The following is an 18,529-nucleotide window of genomic DNA, read 5'->3' on the forward strand; positions in this document are numbered from 1 at the left end:
TGAACAGTATTGGACGAATAGGGAGGTTTCTCGGCATCGTGCAACCAGGTACTGGTACACATTCGAGCAAAGCGGAAGGACCACGGCGATGTCTGACTTGATCACCCCGTCGGCGGAGTTGACCGACGAATCCCCCAGCGTCGCCGATCTGGTTGCCGCGGCGGCGGCCCGGGACCCCGAGGCGCCGGCGCTGGTCGTCTCGGCCGATCGCCTGCCGATCAGCTACCGCGACTTGTCCGCCCTGGTCGAGGACCTGGCCGCGCAATTGAAGCAGGGCGGACTGGCGCCAGGTGACCGCGTCGGGCTGCGTACCGGGAGCAGTGCCGAATTCGTCGTCGGGTTGTTGGCGGCAGCGCGGGCCGGGCTGGTTGCGGTGCCGTTGGATCCGGCGTTGCCCGTCGGCGAGCAGGTGGTGCGCAGCGATGCGGTGGGCGCGCGTGTGGTGCTCGTCGACGGTGACGGCGATCCCGAGGCCGGCGCGCGGTGGTGGCCCCTCGCGGTGACCCCCGGCGGCGACGGCCGCGCTCCCGGGGTCGCCCTGGACACCGCGGCGGCGCCCAGGTCGGATGTTGCGACGCCGCAGGGGCTGCGTCGCGACGACGCCATGATCATGTTCACCGGGGGCACGACGGGCGTGCCGAAGATGGTGCCGTGGACTCGGGCCAACCTGGCTGACTCGGTTCGGGCGATCGTCGCCGGCTATCGGCTGGGCCCGCGGGACGCCACCGTCGCGGTGATGCCGCTCTATCACGGGCACGGGCTGGTGGCCGCGCTGTTGTCGACGCTGGCATCAGGGGGGACGGTGTTGTTGCCGGCGCGCGGGAAGTTCTCTGCGCACACCTTCTGGGACGACATCGATGCCGTCCGGGCCACCTGGTACACCGCGGTCCCGACGATCCACCAGATCCTGTTGGAGCGCGCGAAAACCGAGCAGCCCGACAGCGACAAGATCGCACTGCGCTTCATCCGCAGCTGCAGCGCCCCGCTCACCACGGAAACAGCTGCGGCGCTGCAAGATACGTTCTCGGCTCCGGTGGTGTGTGCGTTCGGGATGACCGAGGCCACCCATCAGGTGGCCACCACAGGTATCGACGCCCACGAAAACCCTTCTGAGACTACGGGTCTCGTAGGCAAGTCGACCTGCCCGGAAATCCGGATCGCCGGCCCCGACGGGCAACCCCTTGCCGCCGAGTCCGTCGGGGAGGTCTGGCTGCACGGCCCGACGGTGGTGCGCGGCTATCTCGGGGATCCGGCGATCACCGCCGCCAACTTCACCGACGGCTGGTTGCGCACCGGCGATCTGGGATCGCTTTCGACCGCAGGCGATCTCACCATCCGGGGCCGCATCAAGGAACTCATCAACCGGGGCGGGGAAAAGATTTCCCCGGAGCGCGTCGAGGGCGTGTTGGCCAGCCACCCGGGCGTGCTGGAGGTCGCCGTGTTCGCGCTGCTGGACAAGATGTACGGCGAGACGGTGGCCGCGGTGATCGTTGCACGGGAACCTGGTTCACCGACGCCGGACGAGCTGGCGGCGTTCTGTCGCGACCGGCTGGCGCCGTTCGAAATCCCGACCAGCTACGTCGAAGCCGAAGAGTTGCCGCACACGGCCAAGGGCTCGCTGGATCGTCGGGCCGTGGCCGAACAATTCGGCCGACCCGCGTGAGCGCGGGCGCTCACCCGGCCGACGACGTCAGGTTGCCCCAGGCGGCCCGGGCGCCCGAGTCGCCGACGCGGTAGGTCTGCACCAGCGTGGCCACGGCCGCGACGACGACCAACACCGCGATCGCTGCGTGCAGCGCCGCTTTGACGTGCACCCCGCGCTCCAGCCGAACGTGCAGGGCGGCCAGCAGCGCCACCGTGCCCGCCAGCGCCGCGATGATGTAGATCAGCGTCGAGCCGAGCTGTTCGTGATTGATCAGGATTGGCGACGGCCTACCGACGCGGGCCGACAACCACACGCCCGCGGTGGTCGTCATCGGCGTCAGCACGAGCGTGCCCACCGCCAGCAGCAGGACCAGCCAGATCAGCCGGCGCCGCGCCGCGGGCCACACCACGCACACGATCGCCAAGATCGCGGTCAACGGGGCAAAAACGACGATGAAATGGTTGAGCAGGATGTGGACGGGCAGGCCGTTGAACGTCGACATGATCGAATCCGAGGTCCCAATCTGGTTGCTTCTCAGGTGCTTTCACACAGTAGCCTGCACCCGGTTCGCCGCGGATTCCGGCATCGGTTCGTAGCGGGCAAACGAACGCGTGAAGGACGCGGCCCCGTGCGCCAGTGACCGCAGATCGATCGCGTACCGGGTCAGCTCGACCTGCGGCACCTCGGCCCGCACCACCGTGCGGTCGTGGCCCGCGGTATCGGTGCCGAGCACGCGGCCCCGACGGCCCGACAGGTCGCCCATCACCGCCCCGACGAAATCGTCGGGTATCAATACCGAGATCTCGTCGATCGGCTCGAGCAGGCTGACCTTGGTGGCGGCCGCGGCCTCCCGCAGCGCGAGGGAACCGGCCATCTGGAACGCGAAGTCCGAGGAGTCCACGCTGTGGGCCTTGCCGTCGAGCAGGGTGACCCGGATGTCGACCACCGGGTAGCCGGCGTGGACGCCCTTGTCCATCTGCGCGCGCACGCCCTTCTCGACGCTGGGGATGAACTGCCGCGGTACCGCGCCGCCGACAACTTTGTCGAGGAACTCGAAACCCGAGCCCTCGGGCAGCGGTTCGACTTCGATCTCGCAGACCGCGTACTGGCCGTGGCCGCCGGACTGCTTGACGTGCCGGCCGTGCCCTTTTGCCTTGCCGCCGAACGTTTCTCGTAGCGGCACGCGCAGCTCGACGGTGTCCACCGTGACGCCGTACCGGTTGGCCAGCGCATCGAGCACGACGCCGGCGTGAGCCTCGCCCATGCACCACAGCACGATCTGGTGCGTTTCCTGGTTCTGCTCGATCCGCAGCGTCGGGTCTTCGGCGGCGAGCCGTCCCAGCCCCACGGAGAGCTTGTCCTCGTCGGTCTTGGCGTGCGCGGCAATCGCTATCGGCAGCAGCGGTTCCGGCATCGCCCAGGGCCGCAGGACCAGGGGTTCGGACTTATCCGACAGCGTGTCACCGGTTTCGGCCCGGCTCAGCTTGCCGATCGCGCAGATGTCGCCGGCGACCACAGCCGGCGCCGGACGCTGCTGCTTGCCCAGCGGGAAGGACAGCACGCCGATGCGTTCGTCCTCGTCGTGGTCGGGGTGGGTGTTGCCGTTCCCGTTGGACTCGCCGAAGAACGACGAAAAATGGCCCGACACATGGACGGTCGTGTCGGGCCGGATGGTCCCGGAGAAGACCCGGACCAGGCTGACCCTGCCGACGTAGGGGTCCGAGGTCGTCTTCACCACCTCGGCCAGCAGCGGGGCCCCCACATCGCACGCCAGCTCGGCGTGCGGGGCGCCCAGCGGGGTAAAGACTTCGGGCATCGAGTGTTCCATCGGGGAGGGGAATCCGCGGGTGGCGATTTCCAGCAATTCCAGCGTGCCCACGCCGGTACCGCTGCACACCGGGAGCACCGGGAAGAACGAACCGCGGGCGACGGCCCGCTCCAGGTCTTTTATGAGCACCGACTCGTCGATCCTCTCGCCGCCGAGGTACCGCTCCATGAGTGACTCGTCCTCGGATTCCTCGATGATGCCTTCGATCAGGGTGCCGCGCGCGTCCTCGACGCGCTCGGCATCGGCGGGATCCGGGGGCTCGGCGGTCCGCTTGCCGCCGGAGTACAGGTAGCGCTGCTGCGACAGCAGGCCGATCAGCCCCGTGCAGGACGGTAGGCCGGTCGGCAGATACAGCGGCATGACCTTGTCGCCGAACGCGTCCTGGGCGGCGGCCAGGGCCTCGGCGTAGTTGGCCCGGGCGTGGTCGAGCTTGGTGATCACTACGGCGCGGGGCATGCCGACCTGGCTGCACTCTTGCCACAGCGATTTGGTCGGCTCGTCGACACCCTCGTTGGCCGCGATCACGAACAGTGCGCAGTCCGCGGCCCGCAGCCCGGCCCGCAGCTCGCCGACGAAATCGGCGTAGCCGGGGGTGTCGACCAGGTTGATCTTGATGCCGTCCTGCACCAGGGAGGCCACCGCGACGCCGACCGACCGTTGCTGGCGGATTTCCGCTTCCTCGTAGTCGCAGATGGTGCTGCCGTCGACGACCGAGCCGGGCCTCGTCAGCACCCCGCCCGCCACCAGCAGGGTCTCGACCAGCGTGGTCTTGCCGCCGCCCGACGGGCCTACCAGCACGATGTTGCGAACGTCGCCCGGACCGTTCGCGGTGGGAGCGGCTCCCGTCCCCGGGGCGGCGTTCGCTTTGTCGGCCATCACGTTCCTCCACTTCGGCCGCGCCGGCGGGACCGTGCCGCGCTCGGTGTGGCCCAGCTCACAGATCTAGTAGGCAACCTTTCTCTCAACTGCGGCTCAGCACAAGACCGGCGTCAGGCGTGCCAGCCCGACCAACGGCGCACCGTTACCGCGATCACCGGACCGTCTAGCGAAACAGATTGGTACTGAGGGTATTTCGCGCGCAGCAGTGCATATCCGGTGTCCATTTGGGCGCCGTCGGAATGAACCGCGGCGGTGCCGTCAGCGCGGACCCACCACAACTGCGTCCACTCCTCGGTGTAGTGGTCGACGAGCAGGCTCACCTGCGGATTGGCCTGGATGTTCGCGAGCCGGCGCAGCCGTTTGGTCGTCTTCGGCTTCGCGTCGACGGCCGTGTACACCACGTCGTACCCGTCGTACCCGTCGTGCCCGTCCGGCCCGCCGGTGGCCACCGCGAACACCACCGGCACCAGGTGCGGGTTGCCGTCGGGCGTGCTGGTGGCCAACCGCGCCACCGGGGACTGTGAGAAGCTGGCCCGCGGGTCGAATTCGCCCATCCTGCCAGCTTATGGACCTGAGCGGCGTCTCAACTAGCTACCTGCACTACGGTGATGTACACAATCTGTACCGCTCAGAGCAAAGGCTGAGCGGATTCTGATCTTCGCAGCAGGAGGCACGGGGATGAATAGACGGCACCACCGCCCGATCTGGTGGTCATGGTTGGCCAGCGTGCTGGCAGTGACCGCGCTGGGTCTGGGCCTGGCCACGGTGCCGGCGTCCGCCACACCCCTCAGGCCGCTGCCGCTGGATCCCGCGGCAATCGTCACGCCGCAGATCGTCAACGTCAACACCAAGTTCGGCTACAACAGCGCGATCGGCGCCGGCACCGGCATCGTCATCGACCCGGGCGGCGTCGTGCTGACCAATAACCACGTGATCTCCGGCGCCACCGACATCAACGCCTTCGACGTCGGCAACGGCCAGACCTATGCCGTCGACGTGATCGGCTATGACCGCAACGCCGACGTCGCGGTGCTGCAACTGCGCGGCGCGGGGGGCCTGCCCACCGCGGCTATCGGCGGCGGCGTCGCCATCGGCGAGCCGGTGACCGCCGTCGGCAACGCCGGCGGCAGCGGCGCGCCCGAGGCGGTGCACGGCCGGGTCGTCGCGCTCAACCAGACCGTCTCGGCCACCGACACGCTGACCGGCGCCGACGAACGGCTGGGCGGCCTGATCCAGGCCGACACCGCGATCCGCCCGGGCGATTCGGGCGGCCCGCTGGTCAACGCCGCGGGCCAGGTGGTCGGGATGAACACCGCGGCCAGCGACAGCTACAAGATGTCGGGCGGGCAGGGCTTTGCCATCCCGATCGGTCGCGCGATGGGGGTGGCCGGTGCCATCCGCAGCGGGGCCGGCTCCAACACCGTGCACATCGGACCGACGGCCTTCCTCGGCCTCGGAGTCGCCGAGGGCGGCGGCAACGGCGCGCGGGTTGCGCGGGTGGTCAACGGGGGGCCGGCCGCGGGCTCCGGGATCGCGGCGGGTGACACCATCATCGGCGTCGACAACGTCCCGATCAACGGTCCCACCTCGATGACCGACGTGCTGGTGCCGCATCACCCCGGGGACACCATCACCTTGCGCTGGCGCTCCCAGGACGGCGAGCACAGCGTGCCGGTGGTGCTGGGCGACGGGCCGCCCGCCTGATCGTCGCGCAACTACCGTCCGGCGACCGGCCAATTCGGTTGTCATTAGGCAAGTCTGCTCACGTGATTCCCAAGTTGCGGCCTCGGGTACCCGTGGCATCGTGGAATTGATGAACGACGCAAAAGACGCTGTCGAGCACCATCCCGCCGGGGGCAGTCACGTCGAGGGAGGCGTGGTCGAACACCCCGAGGCCGAGGATTTCGAGAATGCCACCGCGCTGCCCGCCGACCCGACGTGGTTCAAGCACGCCGTGTTCTACGAGGTTCTGGTCCGGGCGTTCTGCGACGCCAACGCGGACGGCTCGGGCGACCTGCAGGGGCTGATCGGTCGCCTGGACTACCTGCAGTGGCTGGGGATCGACTGCATCTGGCTGCCGCCGTTCTACGACTCCCCGCTGCGCGACGGCGGCTATGACATCCGCGACTTCTACAAGGTATTACCCGAGTTCGGCACCGTCGAGGACTTCGTGGCGTTGCTGAACGCCGCGCACGAGCGAGGAATCCGTGTCATCACCGACCTGGTGATGAATCACACCTCGGATTCCCACCCGTGGTTCCAGGAGTCCCGGCACGACCCGGACGGCCCGTACGGCGACTACTACGTGTGGAGCGACACCAGCGAGAAGTACGAAGACGCCCGGATCATCTTCATCGACACCGAGGAGTCGAACTGGACGTTCGACCCGGTGCGCAAGCAGTTCTACTGGCACCGGTTCTTCTCGCACCAGCCGGACCTGAACTACGACAACCCCACCGTGCAGGAAGCGATGATCGACGTGCTGCGCTTCTGGCTCGACCTCGGGATTGACGGATTTCGGCTGGACGCCGTGCCGTACCTGTTCGAGCGCGAGGGCACCAACTGCGAGAACCTGCCGGAGACGCACGCCTTCCTCAAGAAGGTCCGCAAGGTCATCGACGACGAATTCCCGGGCCGGGTGCTGCTGGCAGAGGCCAACCAGTGGCCGGCCGACGTCGTCGAATACTTCGGGGATGCCAGCACCGGCGGCGACGAATGCCACATGGCGTTCCACTTCCCGCTGATGCCGCGCATCTTCATGGCCGTCCGCCGGGAATCGCGGTTCCCGATCTCGGAGATCCTGGCGCAGACGCCGGACATCCCGGACATGGCGCAGTGGGGGATCTTCCTGCGTAACCACGACGAGCTGACCCTGGAAATGGTCACCGACGAGGAACGCGACTACATGTACTCCGAGTACGCCAAGGATCCACGGATGAAGGCGAACGTCGGGATTCGCCGCCGGCTGGCGCCGCTGCTGGACAACGACCGCAACCAGATGCAATTGTTCACCGCATTGCTGTTGTCGCTGCCGGGCTCACCCGTCCTCTATTACGGGGACGAAATCGGGATGGGCGACGTGATCTGGTTGGGTGACCGCGACGGGGTGCGCACCCCGATGCAGTGGACGCCGGACCGCAACGCGGGTTTCTCGAAGGCCACCCCCGGCCGGCTGTATCTGCCGCCCAACCAGGACTCGGTCTACGGATATCAGGCGGTCAACGTCGAGGCACAGCGTGACACCTCGACGTCGTTGCTCAACTGGACGCGCACCATGCTCGCGGTGCGGCGCCGCCACGAGGCCTTCGCCATCGGCTCGTTCGAGGAATTGGGCGGGTCCAACCCGTCGGTGCTGGCGTATGCGCGCCAGGTGCCGGGCGACGGCGACACCGTGCTGTGCGTGAACAACCTGTCGCGTTTCCCGCAGCCCATCGAACTGAACCTGCAGCAGTGGAGCGGGTGCACGCCGGTCGAGCTGACCGGCCAGGTGGAGTTTCCCCGCATCGGCCACCTGCCCTATCTGCTGACACTGCCGGGACACGGGTTCTACTGGTTCCAGTTGCTGCACCACGCCGAGGAGAACGCATGACCACCGCGAATCGCCATGCAGCGGAGGTACTGCCCAACCGCGGCGGACGCTGCGATGAGGAGGAACGTCGCTCATGACACGAACTGCCAACCTGCCGTGGGCCGAATGGCTGCCACAACAGCGCTGGTATGCCGGACGCAACCGCGAACTGTCGACCGCCGAGACCGCTCTCGTCGTCTCGTTGCGCGACGACCTCGACCTGGTGCTGGTCGACGCCGGCTACACCAATGGCTCGTCGGAGCGTTACCAGGTGATCGTTGAATGGGACGTCGCGCCGGTCTCCGAATACAGCACGGTCGCCACGATCGGCGCCGCGGACGACCAGACCGGCTTCGACGCGCTCTATGACGCCGACGCGCCGCAATTCCTGCTGTCGTTGATGGACTCCGCGGCTGTGCGCGACGGGACGGGCGCCGAGGTGTCGTTTGCCAAGGAGCCGGACACCGTCCTGCCCCTGGATGCGGTGCCGCACGTCTCCGACGCCGAGCAGTCCAACACCAGCGTCATCTTCGATCGCCGCGCCATCTTCAAGGTGTTCCGCCGGGTCAGCCGCGGCGTCAACCCCGACATCGAACTCAACCGGGTGCTCGGTCGCGCCGGCAACCCGCACGTGGCCCGATTGCTCGGCACCTACGAGCTCAACTCCGACGGCGCCCGGGCCGCCGATGCCGCGTGGCCGCTGGGCATGGTGACGGAGTTCGCGGCCAACGCCGCCGAGGGCTGGGCGATGGCCACGGCCAGCGTTCGCGACCTGTTCGCCGAGGGCGACCTGTACGCCCACGAGGTGGGCGGTGACTTCGCCGGCGAGTCCAACCGGCTGGGCGAAGCCGTCGCGTCCGTGCACGCGACCCTGGCCGAATCCCTGGGAACGGAGCAGACGACCTTCCCGGTGGACACGGTGCTCGCCCGGTTGGCGGCGGCGGTCGAGCTGGTTCCCGAATTGAGGGAACACGCGGACGCCATCGAGCAGCAATTCCAGAAGGTCGAGGGCGAGCCGGTGACCGTGCAGCGCGTCCACGGCGACCTGCACCTCGGGCAGGTGCTGCGCACCCCCGAGCGCTGGCTGCTGATCGACTTCGAAGGTGAGCCGGGTCAGCCGCTCGAGGAGCGGCGGGCACCAGATTCGCCGTTGCGGGACGTGGCCGGTGTGCTGCGCTCGTTCGAGTACGCCGCTTACGGCCCGTTGGTGGATCAGGGTTCGGACAAGCAGCGGGCCGCGCGCGCCCGGGAGTGGGTGGAGCGCAACCGGACCGCGTTCTGCGAGGGATATGCGGCCGCGTCGGGCGTCGACCCGCGGGATCACTCGCAGCTACTGGCCGCGTACGAACTCGACAAGGCGGTGTACGAGGCCGGGTACGAGGCGCGTCACCGGCCCGGGTGGCTGCCGATCCCGCTGCGTTCCATCGCTCGGCTCGCCGCCGTTTGACGGGCGTGGGCCCGCGCCGTTTGACAGCATATGCGGGTGACAAGTCCGATATTCGACAGCGAGAACCGCTTGTCGTGGCTGCTGGCCGCGCTGGCAGGCGTGTTGGGGGCGACCGCATTCACCCATTCCGAGGGTTATTTCGTCACGTTCATGACGGGCAACGCGCAGCGCGCGGTGCTGGGGTACTTCCGGCATGACGTGTTGCTCTCGATCACCGCGGGGCTGCTGCTGGTGTGCTTCGTCGCCGGCGTGGTGATCGCCTCGGTGGCCCGCAGGCGCTTCTGGTCGGGGCATCCGCACGGTCCCACGGTGCTGACGACGACCAGCCTGGTGGCGGCGACCGCGCTGGACGTCATCGAAGACGGCTGGGGCGAGAACATGCTCGATTTCGCGCCGATCATGTTGGTGGTCTTCGGTATCGGCGCGCTGAACACCTCATTCGTCAAGGACGGCGAGGTGTCGATCCCGCTGAGTTACGTGACGGGCACGCTCGTCAAGATGGGCCAGGGCATCGAACGGCACCTGGCCGGCGGAACCATCGCGGACTGGCTGGGATACTTCCTGCTGTTCATCAGCTTCGTGCTCGGCGCCGCGTTCGGCGGCGCCATCAGCCTTGTCGTCAACGGCACCTGGATGCTGGTGGTGGCCACCGTCGTCTGCGCGGTGACCACCGCCTTCACGTATTTGCACATGGACCGCCGCCGCGCCGTGGACTAGCTGTGATGTCCAGGGAGGTTGTTTCTCCCGTTATCGGTGAGTCTGTGTGACAGGGAAGGCCTCCGGTTGTGAAGTGGAGCTGTCTAGGAACCGCTTCATCAACCAGGAGGCCTTCGTGTCCCACGCTAACGCTGCACTGACCCCGCGCGCTCGATTGAGGCTCGCCAGACTCGTCGTCGAGTCCGGTTGGACCTACGCGGCGGCGGCGAAGATGTTCATGGTCGCCCCGCGAACCGCCAAGAAGTGGGCCGATCGGTTCCGCGCCGAGGGGCCCGCCGGGATGGCCGACCGCAGCTCACGTCCGCACGTCAGCCCCACCAGGACCGCACCGGCGCTGATGCGCCGGATCGTGGATCTGCGATGGCGCAAGCGGCTCGGGCCGGTGCAGATCGGCGGGCGCTTGGGGGTGCCGGCCTCCACTGTGCACGCGGTACTGACCCGGTGCCGCATCAACCGGCTATCCCACATCGACCGCGTCACCGGCGAACCGCTGCGCCGCTACGAACATCCCCATCCCGGCGCGTTGATCCACGTCGACGTCACCAAGTTCGCCAACATCCCCGACGGTGGCGGTCACAGATTCCTGAGTCGAGAACAAAGCAAACGCAACGCCATCGCCACCGGCCACCGCACCGGGGAACGCGGTGGCATCTCGACGAATTACCGCCCGAAGATCGGAATCGCGTTCGTACACACCGTGATCGACGATCACTCTCGGATGGCTTACGCCGAGATCTGTACCGATGAGAAGGCCGCGACGGCCGTCGCCGTGCTGCAGCGCGCAGTCGCGTGGTTCGCCGAGTGCGGGGTCGTCGTCGAACGGGTGCTCTCAGACAACGGATCGGCCTACCGATCCTTCGCGTGGCGTGACGCCTGTGCCGAGTTGCGCGTCACTCCGAAGCGGACCCGCCCGTACCGGCCGCAAACCAACGGAAAGATCGAGAGATTCCATCGCACCATGGCCGACGGTTGGGCCTACGCCCGTCACTACCAGTCCACTAAAGAACGCGACACCGCTTTAGCGGGCTGGCTGCACTTCTACAATTTCCATCGAGCCCACTCCGCCATCGCAGGCAAGCCACCAGTCACCAGACTGACCAACCTCCCTGGACATCACAACTAGCTCGCGAAAAAAGCATCGGCAGCAGCGCTGACCGGTGCGCTGCTGCCGATGCTGGCTTGGGGAATCAGGTCCCCGGCGTGGCGGCTGGGGCCGGCGGGGGCGTGTTGACCGCGTTGATGACCTGAATCATGTCAGGCTTCATCGCCATCAGCTGCTGATTCCAGTAGGGCCACGAGTGCGTCCCGTTGGCAGGGAAGTTGAACACGCCGTTGCGTCCACCCGCTGCCGTGTAGGTGTTCTGGAACTGCTCGTTGGTGCGCAGCGTCAGGCCTTCGAGGAACTTCGCCGGCATGTTGTCGCCGCCGAGGTCGCTCGGTGTGCCGTTACCGCAGTAGATCCAGACGCGGGTGTTGTTGGCCACCAGCCGCGGGATCTGCAGCATCGGGTCGTTGCGCTTCCAGGCAGGGTCGCTCGACGGGCCCCACATGCTGTTGGCGTTGTAGCCGCCCGAGTCGTTCATGGCCAGGCCGATCAGCGTCGGCCACCAGCCCTCGGACGGGTTGAGGAAGCCGGACAGCGATGCAGCATAAGGGAACTGCTGCGGGTAGTACGCGGCCAGGATCAGCGCGGAACCGCCCGACATCGACAGACCCACCGCGGCGTTGTTGAGCGGGGAGACCTGCTTGTTGGCCTGCAGCCACAGCGGCATCTCCTGGGTCAGGAACGTCTCCCACTTGTAGGTGTAGTTCTGGCCGTTGCCCGACGACGGCTGGTACCAGTTGCTGTAGAAGCTGGACTGGCCGCCCACGGGCATGATCACCGACAGGCCGGACTGGTAGAACTCCTCGAAGGCCGGGGTGTTGATGTCCCAGCCGTTGTAGTCGTCCTGAGCCCGCAGACCGTCCAGCAGGTACACGGCGTGCGCACCGCCGCCCTGGAATTCGACCTTGATGTTGCGGCCCATCGACGGCGAGGGGATCTGCAGGTACTCCACGGGCAGCCCCGCCTTGGAGAACGCCCCCGCGGGCGCCGAGCCGCCGCCGGCGGCCACCAGACCCGACAGCAGGGCCGCACCCATGGCCGCGATCGCCAGCCGGCGCGGCATGCCCGCCGCGGCGACACGCAACCTTCGCACCTCTTGTAAGAACGACATAGCCCTCTACCCCATCTCAACTTTCAATCGTTTTCCGGTGCCGTGCACCACACGTGGAATCCGTTCTCGGGGAGTGAAACACAGCCGCCCGACGTAATCGGTGCGTCACGGCCGCGCGACAAGATCGCGGTTGGGCAACGATTGGGACACGGCCGGCAAACGTCGCAAACGAGTCACGATCGCCTATCGAAACGATGCGGCCACCTTGCAGATCTGGGTACCGGTGCGCTATCGGCCCGCGGTCCCGCTACGCGACGAGGCGACGCAATAGCGTTGCGGCCGTGCCGATTCCGATCACAGCGGCGGCCGCCAGCACGCTGAAGTCCAGCGGATTGAGCGGCGTGCCGATCAGCATCGCCCGCAGGGCGTCGACCTCGTAGCTCAGCGGATTGACGGTGCTGAGCACCCGCAGCCAGGACGGCATGACGTCGACCGGGTACAGCGCGTTGGACCCGAAGAACAGCGGCATGGTGATGGCCTGACCGATACCCATCAGCCGGTCGCGGCTGCGCACCAACCCGGCCAACGTCATCGACTGGCAGGCGAAGAACGCCGCGCCCAGCATCACGACGACCATCGCCGCCAGGATCCGCAGCGGGTTGACGGTGAGGCCCACGTTCATCACGTACGCCAGCGCCAGCACGCCGACGACCTGCGCGACCGAGCGCACCCCGGCGGCGAATGCCTTGCCGGTGATCAGTGCCGACGCCGGAGCCGGGGTGACCATGAGTTTGGCCAGCACGCCGGCATCGCGATCCCAAATGATCTGGATGCCATAGAAAATCGAGCTGAACAGCGCCGACTGCGCGATGATGCCCGGCGCCAGAAATGCCAGGTAGGACACCGACCCGGTGTGGATGACGTGTAGCTTGGAAAAAGTCGTGCCGAAGATCAGCAGCCACAACGCCGGCTGCACCATGCGGGTGACGAGTTCGGTGCGATCGTGCCGCAGCTTCTGCATTTCGACGATCGCGAAGGCGCCGACGCGGCTCATGGTGGCGCACACTCGCTGCCACCCCCGCGGGGCGCGGACCAGGGTCGGCTGGACGGCTTGGTCAACTGGCACGGCTGGCAACCCTTCTACTGGAACGGATTTCGCGGAACTCGGACGACGCCGCAGATTCGGTGAGGTCGGAGGCCGCGTAGTGGCGGAATACGTCCTCGAGCGTGGCGCGGGGCGACACCTTGGACACGTGTGCCTTTAGATCTGCCGGCGTCCCCACCGCCCGTAACACGCCGCGATGCATCAGCGCCACCCGGTCGCACAGGGCGTCGGCTTCTTCCATGTAGTGGGTGGTCAGCAGCACAGTCATGCCGAACTGGGCCTGCATGCTCTGCACCTGGGTCCAGACGCCTTCGCGGGCAATGGGATCCAGTCCGACGGTCGGTTCGTCGAGCACCAGCAGCGACGGGCGGTTGACCAGTGCCTGGGCGACTTCCAGGCGGCGCACCATGCCGCCGGAATAGGAGCCCGCCAGCCGGTCGGCGACTTCGAGCAGCTCCATGGCGGCCAGCGCCTGCTCGACGCGGTCCGCCCGTTCGGCGCGCGGGACGCCGTACAGCCGCGCGAACCATGCCACATTTTGCCGCCCGGTCAGCGCCGGCTCGATCGAGAGTTGTTGCGGCACATAGCCGATATTGCTGCGGATATCGGTGGTCTGACGCACCGAGTCCAGCCCGAAGATGCGCAGCTCGCCGTTCTGGACCGGTGTCAGCGTGGTCAGCATCCGCACCAGGGTCGTCTTGCCGGCGCCGTTCGGCCCGAGCAGGCCCATCGTCTCGCCGGGGCGCACCTGCAACGTCAGGTCATCGACCGCGGTGAACTGGCCGTAGCGGTAGGTCAGGTGCTGGCAGTCGATCGCCATCGGCAGTAGTTCGGTCATGGTCTGCGCTCCCGTAATCGTCGTGTCATCGTGTGGAGAACCCTCAACCCCGCTGTCAGAGAATCGATTTGATCGCTGTCGAGTTCGTCGAGCACGTCGGACAGCAGCACCCGGTGGGCGGCTCTGGACGCGTCGACGATCTGCTGTGCGGGCTCGGCGAGCCGCAACTGGCAGGCGCGCCGGTCGGCCGAGTCGACGGTCCGGATCAGCAGGCCGCCCGCGACCAGCTTCGAGACCAGTGTCGAGGCGGTGTTGGGCACCAGCCCCAGTTCGGCCGCCGCGGCGCGCACCGAGATCCCCGGTTGCCGGCCGATCAGCCACAGCAGCTCCGACTGTGACTCGGTGACCCGGGCGGAGGCAAAGCCGCGACCCGCGGACCGCAGCTGCCGCCGGAATCGGCCGAGGACGCCGAACACCTCGGTGACCAGGTCGACCTCAGACTTCACTGCGGGCATACAGCTCTGTTTACGAGCTAACTATGTGCGCGGGCTATGTCGCGCCTGTCCCTGCGCTAGTTGTCGAGGCGGTGCAGGATGACGTCCGTCACGTTTCCGTCGTCGACGCGGGCGGTCATGTAGCTGCAGAACGGCTGCCGGCGCCGGTCGGTGGGCGAGCCCGGGTTGAGCAGGCGCAGTCCCGTGTCCGTCGTGGTGTCCCACGGGATGTGGCTGTGCCCGAACACCACGACGTCGCGATCCGGGTACAGCCGCGACATCCGGGCCTCGCGGCCGGCGGCAGCGCCGGTCTCGTGCACCACGGTCAGGCGGAGGCCGGCCAACGTCACGTCGGCCAGTTCCGGCAGCCGCGCCCGCACCGCGGGCCCGTCGTTGTTGCCCCAGCATCCGATCAGCCGGGCAGCCCTGGCTTGCAGCTCGTCGATCAACTCGACCCCCACCCAGTCACCGGCATGCACGACGACGTCCGCGCCGGCGACTTCGTCCCACAGCTGCGGGGGCAACTGGCGGGCCCGCTTCGGAACGTGGGTATCGGCAATGAGCAGCAGTCGCATGAGTTCTATGCTTACCCACGATCAAAGGAGAGGCCATGCGCACTTTCGAGTCAGTCGCCGACCTCGCCGCCGCCGCGGGCGAGACCATCGGTCAGAGCGACTGGGTGACCATAACGCAGGAAGAGGTCAATCTGTTCGCCGATGCGACCGGCGATCACCAATGGATCCACGTCGACCCGGAGCAGGCGGCCGCCGGTCCGTTCGGCACGACCATCGCGCACGGCTTCATGACCCTGGCGCTGCTGCCGCGGCTGCAGCATGACATGTACACCGTCAAGGGCATCAAGCTCGCGATCAATTACGGCCTCAACAAGGTTCGCTTTCCCGCGCCGGTTCCGGTCGGTTCCAGGGTGCGCGCGCAGAGTTCGTTGGTTAGCGTCGACGACGTCGGCAATGGGGCCGTGCAGGCGACGGTGTCGACCACCGTCGAGATCGACGGGTCGGCCAAGCCGGCCTGTGTGGCCGAAAGCATCGTGCGCTACATCTCCTGAGCGCATGCCGAAGTCGCGCCGCGAACTTCTCACCGCCGACGACGTCCGCGAGGTCACGTTCTCGTCGCCGCCGATCGGCGAACGCGGTTACCGCCGCGATGACGTGGACGACCTGCTGAGGCGGATCGAAGAGCGTCTCGAATCACACAACAGGCTGTCAGCGCAGGAGGTGCGTACCGCGGTGTTTCGCCCACCGCCGCTGTTTCGCCGCGGCTACCACGAAGATCAGGTTGACGAATTTCTCGACCGCGCGGTGGTCGCCATCCAGTCGCTCGAGTCGGGCTGACCTTGCGCCCCGCGCCCGGCAGGCCGGCGCTCTGCCGGTGCCGCTAGAACTCGGCGATCGAGTGCTCTAAACGTGCGGCCAGCCGCGCGTGCGACTCGGCGCGCCGGGTCGGTATGTGCGCGGACGGGAAAGGCGTCGTCACGGGCTGATATTCGCGCAGCGTGCGTCGGGCCACCGTCATCTTGTGCAGCTCGGTGGCGCCGTCGGCGATACCCAGCGACTCCGCGGCCACCAGCATCTTGACGAACGGCATCTCGTCGGAAACTCCGAGCGCGCCGTGCAGGTGCAGGGCTCGCTGAGCCACGTCGTGCAGCACCGCGGGCATCGCGACCTTCACGGCGGCGATGTCGCGGCGCACCTTCTGGTAGTCGTGATGCTTGTCGATCAGCCAGGCGGTGCGCAGCACCAACAGCCGGAACTGCTCGATCTGGATCCAGCTGTCGGCGATCTTCTCCTGAGTCATCTGAAAATCGGAGAGATGGCCATGCCTGGTCTTGCGTGACACCGCGCGCTCACACATCATGTCAAAAGCTTTGCGGGCCAATGCAATTGTGCGCATCGCGTGGTGAACACGGCCGCCACCGAGGCGCGTCTGGGCGATCATGAACGCCGATCCCTCGCCGCCCAGCACATGATCGGCAGGCACCCGGACGTCGTTGTAACGGACGTAACCGTGCGACCCGTGCTTTGACTCGCCGCCCACCCCGACATTGCGAATGATCTCGATCCCCGGCGTCTCGCCCGGGACGATGAACAGCGACATCTTGTCGTACGTGCGCGCGTCAGGTTTGGTCACGGCCATGACGATGAAGAATGACGCGTGCTTGGCGTTGCTGGAAAACCACTTCTCCCCGTTGATGACCCAATCGTCGCCGTCGCGGACCGCGTTCGTCACGAACATCCCCGGATCGGAGCCGCCCTGGGGTTCGGTCATCGAGTAGCACGAGGAGATCTCGCCGTCGAGCAACGGCTGCAGGTAGCGGGCCTTCTGCTCGTCGGTGCCGAACAGCGCGAGGATCTCGGCGTTACCGGAATCCGGCGCCTGGCAGCCGAACACCGACGGCGCCCAGCGGGAGCGCCCGAGGATTTCGTTGAGCAGCGCCAACTTCACTTGACCGAAGCCCTGACCGCCGAGTTCGGGCCCCAGATGCGCGGCCCACAGACCCTGGTCCTTCGCCTGCTGCTGCAGCGGCCGCAGGATGCCCATCATCTCGGGGTTCTGTTTGTCGTACGGATCAAGGGCGACCAGATCGAGCGGTTCCAGCTCGTCGACCATGAACTTTTCGACCCAGTCCAGCTTCGCCTGATATTCCGGGTCCGTCTCGAAGTCCCACACGGTGGCCAACCATTCCCCGGCGCACCGTCGCGCCGGCATCTGAGCGATCGCTAGTTGGAGCTACCTCATCGTAGGTGCGCGGCACCTAGGGCCTCGTTGCGACCGCCGCGTTGATGATCAGTGCAGCTTGGGCAAGACGTTGTCGCGATAGAAGTTGATGGCGGTGATCGGGTCGTCCTGCGGGAAGTGCAGGAACGGGACGGCACCGGCGTCGAGCAGCGCCTGCACGGCGGCGACGTGCGCGCCCGCATCCGTGCCGACCGTCCAGTTGGCCAGCACCTTGTCGAGCGGAACCGACGCGGCGGATCGCTGGATCTCGGCGGGGTTGGGCCGGTCGAAGCCACCGGCGCTGAACCGCCACAGGTCGGCGGCCTTGGTGGCCTGCGCGTTATCGCCGACGACGGCGAACATCTCGACGCGCTTGCCCAGGGTCTTGGGGTCGCGCCCGGCGGCCTGCGCACCCGCGTTCAGCGCGGCGACGAGCTTCGGGTTCGTGACGTCGCGGGCCTGGGTGATCCAGCCGTCGCCGTACTGGCCGGCCAGTGTCGCGCTCTTGGGGCCGCTGGCCGCCACGAAAATCGGCGGCGGTGCGGCCGGCACGTCGTACAGCTTCAAGGAATCGGTTTGAAAGTAGCGGCCCGCAAACGAGATTCGCTGGCCGCTCCACAGCTGGCGGATCAGCCCGATCGCCTCGACCAGCCGGTCGTGCCGCTCCCTGTACTTGCCCCAGGTGTTGGTGGTGGCCAGCTCGTTGAGCTGCTCGCCGGTACCCACACCGAGAAACACCCGCCCCGGGCTGAGAATCGCCAGGGACGCGAACGCCTGCGCGACGATCGCGGGGTGGTAGCGGTAAGTCGGGGTGGTGACGCCGGTGCCGAAGGTGATGCGGCTGGTGCTGTTGCCGACCAGCGCCAGGGTCAGCCAGGGAAACATCGAGTGGCCTTCGTTGTCCTGCCACGGCTGGATGTGGTCGCTGGCCCAGACGTACTGAAAGCCGGCATCTTCGGCTGCCTTGGCCTGTGCCACCAGCTGATCGGTGCGGAACTGCTCGTGTGCGAGCACCAGCCCCACATTCTTGGGCGCCGGTGGCGGGGGAGCGGCGGGCTTGGCCTGATCGCCGCCCTGCTTGCCGCACGCGGCGGCCGCCCCGGCGGCACCGAGCACGCCAGCCCCGGCGGCCACCCGCGCGAACGTCCGCCGCGAAAAATCGGCCATCGGAGCAGA

General features: G+C 67.4%; 18 protein-coding genes. 8 read left to right on the plus strand and 10 right to left on the minus strand.

Features of this window, described 5'->3' with window-relative positions; genetic code table 11:
- The first annotated feature begins 88 nt into the window (after positions 1–88).
- Positions 89–1,663, plus strand: coding sequence for a FadD7 family fatty acid--CoA ligase (locus tag MSG_RS01215; RefSeq protein WP_096436392.1), 1,575 nt, complete (start codon positions 89–91; stop codon positions 1,661–1,663).
- 10 nt (positions 1,664–1,673) lie between these two features.
- Here the strand turns inward: MSG_RS01215 and MSG_RS01220 are convergent, their stop codons facing one another.
- The 3 genes from MSG_RS01220 to MSG_RS01230 all read right to left on the minus strand — a co-directional run bounded on the left by MSG_RS01220 (position 1,674) and on the right by MSG_RS01230 (position 4,906).
- Positions 1,674–2,147, minus strand: coding sequence for a DUF2231 domain-containing protein (locus tag MSG_RS01220; RefSeq protein ID WP_096436393.1), 474 nt, complete (start codon positions 2,145–2,147; stop codon positions 1,674–1,676).
- A 42-nt stretch (positions 2,148–2,189) separates the two neighbouring features.
- A complete protein-coding gene (locus MSG_RS01225) occupies positions 2,190–4,349 on the minus strand; it encodes an elongation factor G-like protein EF-G2 (protein WP_096436395.1) in 2,160 nt (719 codons plus the stop codon).
- 113 nt (positions 4,350–4,462) lie between these two features.
- Entirely contained in the window at positions 4,463–4,906 is a 444-nt protein-coding gene (locus MSG_RS01230) for a TIGR03668 family PPOX class F420-dependent oxidoreductase (protein WP_096436397.1), read from the minus strand.
- A 124-nt stretch (positions 4,907–5,030) separates the two neighbouring features.
- On the opposite strand from MSG_RS01230, the gene MSG_RS01235 reads away from it, so the two are divergent.
- The 5 genes from MSG_RS01235 to MSG_RS01255 all read left to right on the plus strand — a co-directional run bounded on the left by MSG_RS01235 (position 5,031) and on the right by MSG_RS01255 (position 11,207).
- The gene (locus MSG_RS01235) at positions 5,031–6,056 is read left to right on the plus strand and encodes a S1C family serine protease (protein ID WP_096436399.1); all 1,026 of its coding nucleotides are present in this window, start codon (positions 5,031–5,033) and stop codon (positions 6,054–6,056) included.
- A gap of 109 nt (positions 6,057–6,165) precedes the next feature.
- The gene (gene treS / locus MSG_RS01240; protein WP_096443896.1) at positions 6,166–7,941 is read left to right on the plus strand and encodes a maltose alpha-D-glucosyltransferase; all 1,776 of its coding nucleotides are present in this window, start codon (positions 6,166–6,168) and stop codon (positions 7,939–7,941) included.
- Between the two features lie 73 nt (positions 7,942–8,014).
- Complete coding sequence (locus MSG_RS01245) at positions 8,015–9,367, plus strand: maltokinase N-terminal cap-like domain-containing protein (protein WP_096436401.1); 1,353 nt, start codon at positions 8,015–8,017, stop codon at positions 9,365–9,367.
- 30 nt (positions 9,368–9,397) lie between these two features.
- Positions 9,398–10,084: a YoaK family protein gene (locus MSG_RS01250; RefSeq protein ID WP_373421169.1), complete on the plus strand. Its 687-nt coding sequence runs from the start codon at positions 9,398–9,400 to the stop codon at positions 10,082–10,084.
- Between the two features lie 115 nt (positions 10,085–10,199).
- Entirely contained in the window at positions 10,200–11,207 is a 1,008-nt protein-coding gene (locus MSG_RS01255) for an IS481 family transposase (RefSeq protein WP_118915815.1), read from the plus strand.
- 64 nt (positions 11,208–11,271) lie between these two features.
- Here MSG_RS01255 and ag85C read toward each other — a convergent pair whose 3' ends face one another.
- The 5 genes from ag85C to MSG_RS01280 form a co-directional block, all read right to left on the minus strand.
- Positions 11,272–12,300, minus strand: coding sequence for a diacylglycerol acyltransferase/mycolyltransferase Ag85C (gene ag85C, locus MSG_RS01260; protein WP_096436405.1), 1,029 nt, complete (start codon positions 12,298–12,300; stop codon positions 11,272–11,274).
- A gap of 247 nt (positions 12,301–12,547) precedes the next feature.
- Positions 12,548–13,366 (minus strand): ABC transporter permease, encoded by an 819-nt coding sequence (locus MSG_RS01265; protein ID WP_373421122.1) that lies wholly within the window; start codon positions 13,364–13,366, stop codon positions 12,548–12,550.
- On the minus strand, positions 13,356–14,183 hold the full coding sequence (locus MSG_RS01270; RefSeq protein ID WP_096436407.1) for an ATP-binding cassette domain-containing protein: 828 nt from the start codon (positions 14,181–14,183) through the stop codon (positions 13,356–13,358). Before MSG_RS01270 ends, MSG_RS01265 begins: the two co-directional genes overlap by 11 nt.
- Positions 14,180–14,638 (minus strand): MarR family winged helix-turn-helix transcriptional regulator, encoded by a 459-nt coding sequence (locus MSG_RS01275; protein WP_096436409.1) that lies wholly within the window; start codon positions 14,636–14,638, stop codon positions 14,180–14,182. The genes MSG_RS01270 and MSG_RS01275 overlap by 4 nt, the downstream gene beginning before the upstream one ends.
- 56 nt (positions 14,639–14,694) lie before the next feature.
- Complete coding sequence (locus MSG_RS01280) at positions 14,695–15,192, minus strand: metallophosphoesterase family protein (protein WP_096436411.1); 498 nt, start codon at positions 15,190–15,192, stop codon at positions 14,695–14,697.
- A 35-nt stretch (positions 15,193–15,227) separates the two neighbouring features.
- Here MSG_RS01280 and MSG_RS01285 point away from each other — a divergent pair, with 35 nt between their 5' ends.
- Complete coding sequence (locus MSG_RS01285; RefSeq protein ID WP_096436413.1) at positions 15,228–15,683, plus strand: MaoC family dehydratase; 456 nt, start codon at positions 15,228–15,230, stop codon at positions 15,681–15,683.
- A gap of 4 nt (positions 15,684–15,687) precedes the next feature.
- Positions 15,688–15,969: a DivIVA domain-containing protein gene (locus MSG_RS01290; protein WP_096436415.1), complete on the plus strand. Its 282-nt coding sequence runs from the start codon at positions 15,688–15,690 to the stop codon at positions 15,967–15,969.
- 43 nt (positions 15,970–16,012) lie between these two features.
- Here the strand turns inward: MSG_RS01290 and MSG_RS01295 are convergent, their stop codons facing one another.
- Positions 16,013–17,305 (minus strand): acyl-CoA dehydrogenase family protein, encoded by a 1,293-nt coding sequence (locus MSG_RS01295; RefSeq protein WP_181159136.1) that lies wholly within the window; start codon positions 17,303–17,305, stop codon positions 16,013–16,015.
- 117 nt (positions 17,306–17,422) lie between these two features.
- Positions 17,423–18,520 carry a F420-dependent hydroxymycolic acid dehydrogenase gene (locus MSG_RS01300; protein WP_096436419.1) on the minus strand — a complete coding sequence of 366 codons (1,098 nt, stop codon included), beginning with the start codon at positions 18,518–18,520 and terminating at the stop codon, positions 17,423–17,425.
- Positions 18,521–18,529 lie beyond the last annotated feature (9 nt).

Source organism: Mycobacterium shigaense (assembly GCF_002356315.1).
In the GTDB taxonomy this organism is placed as follows: domain Bacteria; phylum Actinomycetota; class Actinomycetes; order Mycobacteriales; family Mycobacteriaceae; genus Mycobacterium; species Mycobacterium shigaense.

What these genes read in the sequence shown, in the direction of transcription:
- MSG_RS01215 (WP_096436392.1), top strand. Translation starts at nt 89, where the DNA reads ATGTCTGACTTGATCACCCCGTCGGCGGAGTTGACCGACGAATCCCCC.
- MSG_RS01280 (WP_096436411.1), bottom strand. Translation starts at nt 15,192, where the DNA reads ATGCGACTGCTGCTCATTGCCGATACCCACGTTCCGAAGCGGGCCCGC.
- MSG_RS01285 (WP_096436413.1), top strand. Translation starts at nt 15,228, where the DNA reads ATGCGCACTTTCGAGTCAGTCGCCGACCTCGCCGCCGCCGCGGGCGAG.
- treS (WP_096443896.1), top strand. Translation starts at nt 6,166, where the DNA reads ATGAACGACGCAAAAGACGCTGTCGAGCACCATCCCGCCGGGGGCAGT.
- MSG_RS01300 (WP_096436419.1), bottom strand. Translation starts at nt 18,520, where the DNA reads ATGGCCGATTTTTCGCGGCGGACGTTCGCGCGGGTGGCCGCCGGGGCT.
- MSG_RS01245 (WP_096436401.1), top strand. Translation starts at nt 8,015, where the DNA reads ATGACACGAACTGCCAACCTGCCGTGGGCCGAATGGCTGCCACAACAG.
- MSG_RS01290 (WP_096436415.1), top strand. Translation starts at nt 15,688, where the DNA reads ATGCCGAAGTCGCGCCGCGAACTTCTCACCGCCGACGACGTCCGCGAG.
- MSG_RS01275 (WP_096436409.1), bottom strand. Translation starts at nt 14,638, where the DNA reads ATGCCCGCAGTGAAGTCTGAGGTCGACCTGGTCACCGAGGTGTTCGGC.
- ag85C (WP_096436405.1), bottom strand. Translation starts at nt 12,300, where the DNA reads ATGTCGTTCTTACAAGAGGTGCGAAGGTTGCGTGTCGCCGCGGCGGGC.
- MSG_RS01270 (WP_096436407.1), bottom strand. Translation starts at nt 14,183, where the DNA reads ATGACCGAACTACTGCCGATGGCGATCGACTGCCAGCACCTGACCTAC.
- MSG_RS01235 (WP_096436399.1), top strand. Translation starts at nt 5,031, where the DNA reads ATGAATAGACGGCACCACCGCCCGATCTGGTGGTCATGGTTGGCCAGC.
- MSG_RS01225 (WP_096436395.1), bottom strand. Translation starts at nt 4,349, where the DNA reads ATGGCCGACAAAGCGAACGCCGCCCCGGGGACGGGAGCCGCTCCCACC.
- MSG_RS01250 (WP_373421169.1), top strand. Translation starts at nt 9,398, where the DNA reads ATGCGGGTGACAAGTCCGATATTCGACAGCGAGAACCGCTTGTCGTGG.
- MSG_RS01230 (WP_096436397.1), bottom strand. Translation starts at nt 4,906, where the DNA reads ATGGGCGAATTCGACCCGCGGGCCAGCTTCTCACAGTCCCCGGTGGCG.
- MSG_RS01220 (WP_096436393.1), bottom strand. Translation starts at nt 2,147, where the DNA reads ATGTCGACGTTCAACGGCCTGCCCGTCCACATCCTGCTCAACCATTTC.